This window comes from Corynebacterium poyangense, assembly GCF_014522205.1.
GTDB classification, from domain to species: Bacteria; Actinomycetota; Actinomycetes; order Mycobacteriales; family Mycobacteriaceae; genus Corynebacterium; species Corynebacterium poyangense.
The window spans coordinates 1,694,388-1,706,396 of sequence record NZ_CP046884.1; the positions used below are offsets into that span (position 1 = coordinate 1,694,388).

Genomic DNA, 12,009 nt, shown 5'->3' on the forward strand with positions numbered 1-12,009 from the left:
CTTATCATGGCTGATGGACGGGATATCTGCCAAGGTGCTCGATTAGCCTTAAAACGCTGGTGACGTGTCAGCGACGTGGATGCATTGTTGCTGCTTCACACACCTTGAACTTTTCTAAATTATGGCGCGCATCCACTAAAGCGTCATGGTTTCCACTGGGGGTTTTCGGTAAAACCGGTTTACCAACCATTTCCCAATACTGCTTGAGTTCATGAGTAAACCGAGGAATAGCTTGGGGTAGATCACTCATGTCCCCGAAAAGCTGCGCAAGAACCACATGGTCATAGGCCCCTACCCACGCCCAGAGCTCAGGTCTAGTTTTTCCGACGGTGAGGAACTCAAGGACCTCATCCCGGATACGTTCTTTTGAACGCCACGCCTCAGTGCCCGGACTCGGTAGCTTAGCGAGAACATTTTCCGCCACCCAAGAATTAGCTTTGGCGGGATCGAATTCTGTGGACACGGCATAGTATTCCCGGCCATCTTCAGCAACAATCCCGATAGAAATCAATTCAATGGTGTGCCCATCTTCGATGAACTCGGTGTCGTAGAAGTAGCGCACGACCAGCCTCGTCCTTCCCCATCGCTTTAGCTGAAGCGACATTCGTTTCTCATGCCTAGGACTATTAGCCTAATGCCTTCTCAATTGATCTGCTCTTCGACCCCCTTGATACATTCTCCTTCATGCGCAGTGAAGGCCGACTCAGAGGAATCAACTACGGTGTCGTAGGTGTCCTCGCTATAGTTTTCGGTATCGCATCAATCCTGCCGGGGTCCCTATTCAGCCAGTTCCGCTTTCCCCTTATCCCCGTTGACCTGCAAGTATATCTGGCAGGCGGGCACAGCCTCAGCAGAAACGTCGATCTCTATCGCCAGTACTTCGCCACCAACGGTGGGCTATTGCCTTTCACCTATCCCCCCCCTTCGCTGCCCTACTCTTCTTCCCGCTCTCCCTCCTCCCGGATTATCTCGCCGCCATTCTGCTTGCCGCTTTCTCACTGCTCATCACCTTCATCGTCCTACTGCGACTTTTTCTCCTACTTGACCGGCTTCCTCTTCGCCATCGCAAAAACCACAGTGGTCACCATTATTCCCCGTCAACCCGGGCAGTGATCGCGCTTCTTATTCTGTTACCCAGTGAACCAATCTGGCGCACCCTCAGCTATGGACAAATTAACCTCATCCTCGCCGGCCTGGTGATCTGGGATCTGTGGGGACCGTGGCAACGCCATCGTGGACTTCTCGTTGGCTTCGCCGCCGCAATAAAACTCACTCCCGCAATTTTCTTGCTTTATTTTTTCTTCATCCGGGATAAGCGCGCTATCCTTCGCGGCGTAATAAGCGCCGTGTCCTGTTCCCTCTTAGCTGCTGTCCTATTACCTCATCAATCGGCAGATTACTGGCTACGCACCCTAGTCCAGGTAGACCGAATTGGCCGGGCAGGTATCCCAGATCAACAATCCCTTCGAGGTTTCCTGACTCGCCTCCACGTCGATGGGGATACCGCCCTCCTGCTCTGGATCTTCGCGGTACTGCTCATCACCATTGTTACTGGGTGGGTAGTCCTACCGCTAAGGCCTAAAAAACAGCCGTTTCACAGACCTCCTGCATCAGCCCAGTTCCTCGGCCTCTACGCTTGCGCGTTATTCGGACTACTCGTATCTCCAGTCTCGTGGACGCACCATTGGGTATGGCTATCTTTCCTCTAGATAGGACTGTTGTCTTGTAGGTCCTACTGGCTCAGTTTCATCACCGGCATCGCCCTTTATTCGCGTCTCCACTTTTGGGGATCTGCGTTGGCTTCGCCGGTCCTTTCCTGGCTCAGCAGCAATGACTACGTCTTCTTAGCGATCCTCATCTTGTTGTGGTTCCGACTACGCTATCCAGCGATTGTCTCCGCCCACGACCCTCAAACTTATCTGCCGGAGGGCTCAGCTCCAGGAGGGTAACCATGACCCGCCTCGAGGGAGGCTTTAACATCCGACGCGTACTGGTCCACATAAGGCTTACCAGCAAGTTCTGCTAGCCGGTGCATCACATAGTCGGTAATAGCCCGCGGCGCTTCTCGATCCTCAGCTGTGATTCCCTGCTCAGCGAGAATATGTGCCGGGTAGATAGGGCTATCAATAATCATTCGGACTTTCTTCGGGCGCGGGATCCACGATCCAATCGGATTGGCCTCCCGACTGCCGATCATTGCTACCGGAATAATGGGTAGGCCGCTACGCAGGGCAATTCGAGCCATCCCGGTGCGTCCCTTGTAGACCCGGCCGTCGGGACTACGAGTGCCTTCGGGGTAGATACAGAAAAGATCACCTCGTTGAAAAACTTCTTCTGCGGCGGCGACGATGGTGTCTCCGGCGCGGGCGTCATTTCTATCCACCGGGATTTGTCCTACCGCGGTAAAAAACCACTTTTGCATTCTTCCGACCACACCAGGAGTGGTGAAGTATTCGCTTTTTGCTGGGAAGGTCATTTGCCGTGGCACCATCAACGGAAAGTAGAAAGAATCCATGACGGCTTGGTGATTGGATGCAATAAGCCCCGGCCCTTCGCTGGGGATGTTGTCTAGGCCGGTAATCGTGGGACGATTCCACACTCTTAAAAAGGGACCAAAAAAGACATTCTTAAATGCCCAATACCATCTGTTGTGCATCATCGTCCTTAACCGTTTTTAGGAATTTTCACATAGGGCAGCCCGAGCACGGTGCCGAGCTAAATCAGCAACCCCAATCATACCGGCGTCGGCCCCTAATTCGGCACGCACCACCCGAGCTAGGGGACGGTAGCCAGCGCCCACAATCCGTTGGGAAAACTGCGTCGTTGCTGTGTCTAGGTAGAGGTCGGCTGCCGCAGATACTCCCCCGCCGAGGACAATCAACTCAGGATCAATAACGTCAGCTACCATCGCAAAGGCTTCACCTAACCAGTAGGCAAAATCCTCCATGACAGCCAAAGCCAAGGGGTCACCGGTATAGGCGGCTTCGGTCACCGAACGCCCGGTAATGGGCTCTCCCCGGCAAATTCGATCATGCAGCTTGCTTGCGCTCCAGTGCTGAGCAGGATCGTGGGCCATGTCTTTGGCGGTATCTACTAAGGCTGTTCCGGAACAATAACGTTCTAAACAACCAGACTTTCCACAAGCGCAGGGGCGACCATTGGGAACCACGCAGACATGGCCAAATTCTGGCGCGGTGCCGTAGGCGCCACGAAAAATCTCACCATTAATCATAATGGTGGCACCAATTCCAGTGCCGATGGCAAGGAGAACCCAGTTTCGCACTCCCTGAGCCGCCCCATATACATGCTCGCCCCACGCCGCTGAATTCGCATCGTGTTCCAGACGAACAGGAAGACCGAGCAAATCCTCCAGGAGTGGTCGCACCGCGGTGTCTCGCCACGGCAAATGAGGAGCAAAGCGAACAATTTCACATTCCGGATCTAAGAAACCTGCCACAGCAAGACCCACGCCGCTAATGCGATGCTTAGCTGATAGCTCGGCTACCAGCTCAGCTATTCCCTCTTCCATTCCCGACGATGACCGCGGCGTGGGAACCGAAATTTGCTCAAGGATTTTCCCATCGGCAGTCACCACTCCGGCGCGCATATTCGTACCGCCAATATCAAAACCAATGGTGGAGGTCCCCGCCGTTGAGGCTACTGCCATGTCGCTATCTTTCCCGCCACAGGTGTAGGCGCATCATAATGGTGGATTAGTAGAAATTCGCAAGTCTAATGGCCCGATTATACCTGCAAGTCCCAACATCACTGAGAGTGGCTGCACTGACTTTGCTTGCTATAACAAGGCCTGTAGCCGTTGACCCATCACGTCCCAAGTCCAGTTCTGGCAGACATGCCGGCGTCCGGCCTCTCCCATGAGACGACGCCGCTGAGGATCGGCTAGAAGGTCAGTTAAGGCCACATAGAGAGCATCTTGATCTTTGCCCGGAACCACAATGCCGGATTCAGGAGTGACCGTTTCCGGAGCACCCCCGGAGTCTCCTGCAATCACTGGCACTCCGCTAGCCTGAGCCTCAAGATACACAATGCCAAGCCCCTCGACGTCGAGCCCTCCACCGCGGGTTCGCACCGGTACTGCGGCTATGTCTGCGGAGGCTAGAAGGGCACGCAAGTGATCAAAATCTAGGGATCCGAGTAGATGAATTTGTTCTGAGGCCCCGCTTTGGGATGCCAACTTCGCTAAGCGACGGCCATCTCTCCCTGAGCCGATGATCACTAAACGAGCTCGCGGAAACCTCTGAATTACTCTGGGCCAGACGCGAATTAGTTGGTCCTGACCTTTGCGGGGCACCAAACGAGACACGCACACAACTAACGGATCGGAACCAAATCCATGCTCCTGACGAACCGCCTGGCGCTGCTGTGTATCGAGGGGATGAAAAAGCTCGACATCAACCCCGGAAGGTAGGTGTCGGTAGCTGGGATGATTTCCCATGGCCGGGCGGAATCTACCTAGAGTGTATTCGGAGATATAGGTCACCACATCAGCGCTATTACCAATCCGGCGAAGCACATGACGAGCCCCCGGCAGCATTGACCAGCCCACTTCATGTCCGTGAGTAGAAGCAATAATGCATCGAGCGCCCGCAGCGCGAGCATGTGGAGCCAGCAACCCTAAGGGTGCTGCTGCACCAAACCACACGGTTTCGATCCGCTTTTCCCGGATAATTTCTTGCATCCGACGGGCGGTTGCCGGAGTAGGGAGCATGATTTTATGCGGCCACCGAATAACTTCGATCGGAAACTCAGCGTCGTGTTTGACTGCCGCCGATGGGTCTTGGACGGATGCGAAGACGCAGATGTCCGCAGGATTTAAGGTGAAAAGAAAATCCCGGAGATAAGACTGTATCCCACCGATCCGAGGCGGAAAATCATTGGTCACCAGCAGAATGCGTTGAGACATAGAAATAGGTAGTCAGCGAACCCTAGTAGCGAGCTGCCCCATAAAAGGGCATGGAATCCAGCGGAACTACCTGCACCGGAATACCATAATCAGAAGCATGAACTATCTGCCCGTTGCCGATGTACATGCCAACATGGGTGGCTCCCGGATAGAAACCGACGATGTCACCTGGCTGTAGGTCAGACTTTGCCACGGGAGTACCACCGGCCATTTGAGCCTGAGAAGTACGCGGGATAGTTTTTCCTTGTTGCTGATAGGCCCAAAACATCAGCCCTGAACAATCGAAGACGTCGGGGCCCGCGGCACCCCAACCATATGGTGCGCCTTGCTTACTCATCGCCGCTTTTACGGCCGCCAAGCCGCTCTCCGAGCCAAAAATTCCGGCGAGATTAACGCCTTCTACGGGGTGGAACCGCGAAATCCACCGTTGACGGGCTTCTGGGCTTAGACCATCAACCTGAGCCTTGATCTGCCCAATCCGATCATCAAGTTTCGCCTTTTCCGCGTCAAAATCTTTGCGCTTTTGTTCTAGATCCCCAAGGCGCAATACCTCTGCAGCGCGATTAGCCGAGGCGTAGGAATGAGCTTCGGCAGCTTCTCTCGTCGCCTTATCTAACTGCTCATAAGCCTCTGAGGCCTGTTTTGCCAGTACCCCCATGTAAGCAGCGCGGTCAATGGCGTTTTGTGGATTCTCGGCTGAAATAGCGTTGGTAATCGGATCAATAGTGGCCCCACGGTACCGGGCCCCGGCAATCCGATTTACTACTACCTGCTGCTCTTTTTGCACCGCTTGAGCCTGGGTTGCCCGAGCTACCGCTTCATCAACTGCAGTACGACTTTGATCAACCGCAGTTTGGGCCTGTTGGATATCCTCGTTGAGTTTCAGAACCTCATCGTTGAGCTGCCCAGCCTCCCGAGATACGGTTTCCATCTGAGCAATGAGATCATCAACTTCATCTGCCTGTGCAGCTCCTGGATTCAGCAAAACTGCTGCGGCACAACTTACCGTACAGATAGCCAAAGAATGCTTCCAGCGAGAGGAGATTCTCCCAGAAATACTCCCCGACATAACTGACATGCGCTACTCCCCTATTCTCACAGGCTCAGGTATCAGGTAACAGGCTAATTTTCATTTCACTATAGAATTACTATAGAACGACGCATATCGGATTACCGAATCCCGCGATCGTCCGTGACCAGCGTGAATATTGTGATTAAAGTTAATAAGAAAGACAGAATGAAACCCATCTGCTGATCCTGTGGGGTAGCAGATGGGTTCACGCATTCTTTGAGTTAGAAGCGAACCGCAGAGTGAATGGGCATGTAGTTCAGCGGACGCTCACCGACCGGAGTCCCAGACTGCAGCGCGTCGATGATGGTGTTGTTTCCAACGTAGATTCCCACATGGGAAGCTCCACCATAGAAAGCCACAACGTCGCCGGGCTGAAGATCAGAGAGCGGCACGGGGGTTCCGGCAGCAGCCTGAGCTTGGGAGGTACGCGGGATGTGCTTACCAACTTGCTGATGTGCCCAGTAAACCAAACCAGAGCAATCGAAAGCGTCAGGGCCAGCTGCGCCCCACGCGTAGGGAGCGCCGATCTTGGAACGTGCTGCATCCACGATGGCATTTCCGGAGGAGGTCTGCGAAGCAGCGTTAGCAATGGCTCCCTGAATATCTACCGGAGCAGCCTGACCCTGGAGGGCAGGAACAAATTGCTCAACTCCGGGGACGTTGGCAACGCCCGGGATATTTTCCACATCGGCCTGGAAGTTAAGGCCGGTGCCCGGGATGGTGATGTCAGCAGCGTGAGCGGCTGGGTTAGCGAGAACGGTAGCGCCTACAGCGAGAGCGGAGGCGGCAGCCACCCGGCGGGTGTTGTTCAGGTTCTGGCGACGGTGCTTAGCCACGAGAGAAAACTCCAAATCTTCCTGTTCGCCTACCGGGTTAGCTGTCGGGTTGAAAGAAGGAAGACTTCTCTGCCTACTCCACGAACGTGCCTTCGCTCTCGTAGGAGACAAACCCCAGAAAACTATTCGGTTCCCCGGTTCCTATCCCCAGCTGTGTTTCCAGGGAATCAGATTCGGCTTTGTAGTTGTCGGTTCGATCAGCACGGCCCGGACCTGACGCTGTGGGACAGCTTCGGTGCCGCAATGTCTCGAATAGATTACGAAATCATTACAGCCTTGTCCAATCCCCACGCTAAAAAATTTCCCCCGCAAGCCTGTAATAAAGAAGAAATCGGTTCGATACCCAACTTTTTTCAAACCGTTATCATACCGTTACAGAAAGGGTGAACCTCAGGGCGTAAAGCAAAAAACCCAGATCTACCTGGGATGTTTTCACGCAACAACCCCAATATACAGTCATAGTGGCTGGCAGAAAAATCCTCATGCGCCTAATCCATCATTTAGGAATGTGACATTTAACACACTCCGATTTATGCACGGTGTATCGCACTTTAAAGCGCTAAAAAGGGTCCTCGACTCGATGCTTTTCCTTATCTCTATCACGTGAGTTCTCTACCCCATTTATCTACGCTAAGAGAAGAAGGCAAAAGAAAAACCCGCCCGGATCCTCTCCGCGGCGGGTTCCTTGTGACGAAGCGGGATGCTTCTTTTAGTCTAGATGACCGGATTTCCGATCGATGTCGCGATTCTGCTCTTGGAGCCGCTCGTACATCGCCTTCTCCTCGCGATGATTCTCGTGCTCAACATCTGCAGCACGGCGGGCAACATCCTCAGAATCTGGCTTCAGCAAGCTGCCACGTCCAGGCGCACCAGCGTAGCCTAGCTGATTCATTTGCTTCGGTACCGCTGCACCAGCATAGGGCAGAGGAATTGGGTGTCCATGGTCATCGACGGGCCCTAAGGGCTGATGGACCTCAATGAATGCACCATTAGGCATCTGCTTGATGATGCCGGTCTCAATACCGTGCTCCAGCACTTCCCGATCAGAACGCTGCAAACCAATGCAGATCCGATAGGTGATGAAGTAAGCCAATGGCGGAACAATAATCAAGCCAATGCGTCCCACCCATGTCATGGCATTCAACGAAATCTGGAAGTGGTAGGCGAACAAGTCGTTACCACCCGAAAGTGTCACCAAGAGGTAGAACATAATGGCCATAATGCCGATGCTGGTCCGGACCGGAACGTCGCGCGGACGCTGCAGCAAGTTGTGGTGGGCATCGTCACCAGTGATCTTCTTTTCAATGAAGGGATAGCTGATGAGCAGAATAACCATCACACCGCAAAGAAGAGCAACCCAGAATGCTGACGGTATGGTGTACCGGCCTAGATAAAGCTCCCACGCAGGCATAACACGGGCAACACCGTCAGTCCACAGCATGTAAATATCCGGCTGGGAACCAGCAGATACCTGAGCTGGATTGTAGGGACCTAGGTTCCAGATGGCGTTGATCGTCGTAACGCCAGCTAATAGGGCCAGGAATCCGGCGGTGAGGAGACCGAAGGCGGCACCTTTCAGCGCGAAGACCGGCATAATCCGTACGCCAACCACGTTGTTTTCAGTACGGCCAGCGCCAGGGAACTGGGTGTGCTTTTGATACCAAACCAACGCGAGGTGCGCGGCAATTAATCCGAGGATGATACCGGGAACAATCAGCACGTGGGCAATGTAGAAGCGGTCGAGCATCAAGTCCGACGGGAAGTCTCCACCGAAGATCATCCAGTGCATCCAGGTACCCAGAACCGGGATACCGATGATGATGGCGGACATAATCCGAAGACCGACACCGGAGAGAAGATCGTCGGGCAGGGAGTACCCCATGAAGCCTTCAATCATGCCGAGGAGAAGAAGTACCACACCGATGATCCAGTTAGCTTCACGAGGACGCCGGAAAGCGCCGGTGAAGAATATGCGAGCCATGTGCACAGTCATGGAGACCATGAACATCAAAGCGGCCCAGTGGTGCATTTGTCGGATGAAAAGCCCACCTCGGACTTCGAAAGAGAGATTCAGCGCAGTCTCATAGGCTCGCGACATCTCCACACCACGCAGGGGTAGATAGTCCCCGTCGTAGATGACCTTCGTAATTGAAGGATCGAAGAAGAGGGTCAGGTACACACCAGTCAGTAGCAGAATGATGAAGCTGTACAGCGCAAGCTCACCAAGCATAAAGGACCAGTGAGTGGGAAAGACTTTATTAATCTGACGACGAATGCCAGCAGATGCTGTATATCGGGAGTCGATATTTTCGCCAATTTGCGCGAGTTTAGTGCTCATTAGGATTCACGCTCCCAGAAAGCCGGGCCCACAGGCTCAATGAAGTCGCCTTTCGCAACCAAGTAGCCTTCCTCGTCTACCTCAATAGGTAACTGTGGAAGGGCACGGGCAGCCGGGCCGAAGAGTGGCTTTCCGTACATCTTGGCGTCAAATTGCGACTGGTGGCAGGGGCAAAGAATACGGTTTGTTTGGGCCTCGTACAGCGAGGTGGGGCAACCGATATGGGTACAAATCTTGGAATAAGCGTAGAAGTCTCCGTAGTGGAAGTCCTCTTGTCCCTTACGCTCCACCACTTCTTGGGCATCCTTGTGACGGAGCCTAATTAGCATGACGGCGTTGCGAGGACCATGAATGGAGTGCATGTGCTCGGTATAAACATCGCGCTTAGGATCATGACGATCTTTATCGTTGACTAGTTCATCAGGAAGCGGGAATACCGTTTCCATTGACCCGGCGTCGAGGTCTTCCGGACGCATCCGAACCAGGCGAGCAATACCAGCAGTAGAAGCATGGGTCACGGCGTTGGGGTGATCCTTGTCGCCCTTTTCCAAAGCAGCAATCGCGCCGGTGTCGCGCCCCAAGTAGAGCTTGACGTTCTTGGACTTCAGGGTCCACCCGGAGGTCCACAGAGTGCCGTCGCCCTGCAGTCCTAACACACCTGGTTTCCAGGGATTCCGAATCATTCCACCCATCGGAAGAATAATGGCCAAACCAGCCAGGATGCCGGATGCACCCAACATACCGGCTAGAACCTTCCGACGTCCGAGGGTGGAGGTGGTCCAGGAATCATTCAGCAAGGCTGTGATAGTCCGACGATCAACTTCATCCGACGGGCCATCGTGGCGTCGCTGAACGGAGATTTCCTCCGGAACGATCTTCTTCACATAGGTCACCACTGCTAGACCAAGGCAGCCTATTGCTAAGGCACCGCAGACACCAAGCAATGGTGTGTAGAAGGTGTAGAGCCACATGCCATCAGCGCCGAGTCCCTTGTAGCGCCAGGGCCAGAATAGGTAGACGCCGAGGAATCCAATGGCACCGATGATGGAAAGAACTAGAAAAGTTCCGACGGCACGGGAAGCACGTTTGGAAGCCGGGTCATTATCTACCGGGAAACGCTCTTTCCGATAGGCAACCGTCACACCATCTAGTTCGGTGCCGAGCCGAGCAAGTTCATCATTGCTCATGCTATTTAGCTCTTGGGGGGTATAGTTTTTCTTCTCGTTGCTCATGAACGGGTTCCAATCCACATCGCAGCGGCGATCATGACGACAATGCCGACCAGCCACATAAACATGCCTTCGGCCACTGGGCCGAGTCCACCGAGGCTCCAACCACCTGGGTTCGGGGTCTCCTTAGAAGCCTTAATGAAAGCAATGATGTCTTTCTTCTCGTCTGCCGACAACTGGCGATCAGAGAACTTCGGCATATTCTGAGAGCCATTAACCATTGCTTGGTAAATCTCCTGCTCATTAGCAGGATCAAGGTAAGGAGCATACTTACCGGAGGAAAGAGCACCGCCACGTCCAGTGAAGTTGTGGCAGGATGCGCAATTCAAGCGGAAGAGGTCGGAACCGCGAGCAACGTCTGCCGGGTCAATGCCGTCTTTTTCACTGTAATTAGCACCGCGCAGAGACTCCATAGCTACTTGGCCGTTCTTGTCCCAAACAATGTCAGGACCGTTACCGTTTGCGGCCACATAAGCAGCGAGAGCAAGGGTTTGCTTCTCGGTGTAGCGAGGATCTTTCCGCTCAGCCTGGGCGTCATTCGACATCATCGGCATACGGCCGGAGTGAACCTGGAAATAGGTGGCTCCGGCACCCACCCCAATAAGGGAAGGGCCGCGCTGTTCTACACCCTGCAAATTAGCACCGTGGCAGGTAATGCACGCAGTGTCATAAAGGTCTTTACCTTCTTGGATCAAGCTCTGGTCATCCAGCTTCGCGTTGGCTACCTGAGGATCCGGAGTTAAAGCAGTAGCAAGCACGCCAGCACCAGTCAGACCGATGGTGAGAGCTACAGCTCCAGCAGCGGTCCGACGCGCCTTATGACGTGTCCTCGTCTTCTTCGCGTCCCGGGCGGCTGAGGATTCCGCCTTTCGGAACTTCCATGTGATATCCATCTTTTACCTTTGGATTTCGAGGTTGATTCTGGCTAGTTTTCGGGTCGATCGGATCGAACTGGTCTAGTGGATGATGTAGACGATGAAGAACAGGCCAATCCAAATAACGTCAACGAAGTGCCAGTAATAAGAGGTAACCATCGCAGCGGTTGCTTGTGCTGGCGTAAACTTCGCCTTCGAGATACGAAGCAGGAGAACCAGGAACGCTAGCACGCCGGCAAGGACGTGAGCTGCGTGGAACCCTGTCGTAATGAAGAAGACTGAAGCAAACACAGAGCTTGGAATAGTAACTCCGTGCATAACTAGCTCGGTGTACTCATACATCTGCATTGCCAGGAAGATCACACCAAGCAGAATGGTTAACACGTACCATCTACGAAGTCCGAATACGTCACCCCTTTCAGCTGCGAAGACGCCGAGCTGGGAAGTAACTGAGGAAGAAACCAACACGACCGTGATTACGAAGGCGTACCACGGGTTCAAGTGTTCGGTTTGCTTCGCCCAATCGCCTTCCTGACCATTGGCGCGAGAGGTAAACCACATCGCGAACAGCCCGGCGAAGAACATCAATTCCTGAGACAGGAACACGATTGTCCCCACACTGACCATGTTCGGTCGGTTCAGTGCGGCGACACGTCGTGGTGCTGCCATACCTTGGTTTGAAACTGCGCTCGTCACGTGTTCTAGTATGACCGTCTTCGTCGTGGAAGTCACTTC

The 12,009-nt window shown here is 53.8% G+C and carries 11 protein-coding genes and 1 riboswitch; of the genes, 1 reads left to right on the top strand and 10 read right to left on the bottom strand.

Translation table 11 applies throughout. The annotated features are described in order from the left end of the window. Nucleotides 1-67: 67 nt before the first annotated feature. On the bottom strand, nt 68-562 hold the full coding sequence (locus tag GP475_RS07930; RefSeq protein ID WP_187975857.1) for a polyadenylate-specific 3'-exoribonuclease AS: 495 nt from the start codon (nt 560-562) through the stop codon (nt 68-70). A gap of 415 nt (nt 563-977) precedes the next feature. Here GP475_RS07930 and GP475_RS07935 point away from each other — a divergent pair, with 415 nt between their 5' ends. Next, a complete protein-coding gene (locus GP475_RS07935) occupies nt 978-1,709 on the top strand; it encodes a glycosyltransferase 87 family protein (protein ID WP_262485261.1) in 732 nt (243 codons plus the stop codon). Between the two features lie 206 nt (nt 1,710-1,915). Here the strand turns inward: GP475_RS07935 and GP475_RS07940 are convergent, their stop codons facing one another. The 9 genes from GP475_RS07940 to ctaE all read right to left on the bottom strand — a co-directional run bounded on the left by GP475_RS07940 (nt 1,916) and on the right by ctaE (nt 11,970). Next, the gene (locus tag GP475_RS07940; protein WP_187975859.1) at nt 1,916-2,656 is read right to left on the bottom strand and encodes a lysophospholipid acyltransferase family protein; all 741 of its coding nucleotides are present in this window, start codon (nt 2,654-2,656) and stop codon (nt 1,916-1,918) included. Between the two features lie 18 nt (nt 2,657-2,674). Further along, entirely contained in the window at nt 2,675-3,667 is a 993-nt protein-coding gene (locus tag GP475_RS07945) for an ROK family glucokinase (protein WP_187973888.1), read from the bottom strand. A gap of 129 nt (nt 3,668-3,796) precedes the next feature. Beyond that, the gene (locus tag GP475_RS07950) at nt 3,797-4,924 is read right to left on the bottom strand and encodes a glycosyltransferase family 4 protein (protein WP_187973889.1); all 1,128 of its coding nucleotides are present in this window, start codon (nt 4,922-4,924) and stop codon (nt 3,797-3,799) included. A 22-nt stretch (nt 4,925-4,946) separates the two neighbouring features. After that, on the bottom strand, nt 4,947-6,002 hold the full coding sequence (locus tag GP475_RS07955) for a C40 family peptidase (RefSeq protein WP_224400574.1): 1,056 nt from the start codon (nt 6,000-6,002) through the stop codon (nt 4,947-4,949). Nucleotides 6,003-6,217: 215 nt separating this feature from the next. Then, nucleotides 6,218-6,832 carry a C40 family peptidase gene (locus GP475_RS07960; protein ID WP_187973890.1) on the bottom strand — a complete coding sequence of 205 codons (615 nt, stop codon included), beginning with the start codon at nt 6,830-6,832 and terminating at the stop codon, nt 6,218-6,220. Between the two features lie 12 nt (nt 6,833-6,844). Next, nucleotides 6,845-7,021, bottom strand: a riboswitch (cyclic di-AMP (ydaO/yuaA leader). A 520-nt stretch (nt 7,022-7,541) separates the two neighbouring features. Then, a complete protein-coding gene (gene qcrB, locus GP475_RS07965) occupies nt 7,542-9,170 on the bottom strand; it encodes a cytochrome bc1 complex cytochrome b subunit (protein ID WP_187973891.1) in 1,629 nt (542 codons plus the stop codon). Continuing rightward, nucleotides 9,170-10,402 carry a cytochrome bc1 complex Rieske iron-sulfur subunit gene (gene qcrA / locus GP475_RS07970; RefSeq protein WP_187973892.1) on the bottom strand — a complete coding sequence of 411 codons (1,233 nt, stop codon included), beginning with the start codon at nt 10,400-10,402 and terminating at the stop codon, nt 9,170-9,172. Before qcrA ends, qcrB begins: the two co-directional genes overlap by 1 nt. Further along, nucleotides 10,399-11,292, bottom strand: a complete 894-nt coding sequence (qcrC, locus tag GP475_RS07975) for a cytochrome bc1 complex diheme cytochrome c subunit (RefSeq protein ID WP_187973893.1) — start codon at nt 11,290-11,292, stop codon at nt 10,399-10,401. The genes qcrA and qcrC overlap by 4 nt, the downstream gene beginning before the upstream one ends. 63 nt (nt 11,293-11,355) lie before the next feature. Then, a complete protein-coding gene (gene ctaE / locus GP475_RS07980; RefSeq protein ID WP_187973894.1) occupies nt 11,356-11,970 on the bottom strand; it encodes an aa3-type cytochrome oxidase subunit III in 615 nt (204 codons plus the stop codon). Nucleotides 11,971-12,009 lie beyond the last annotated feature (39 nt).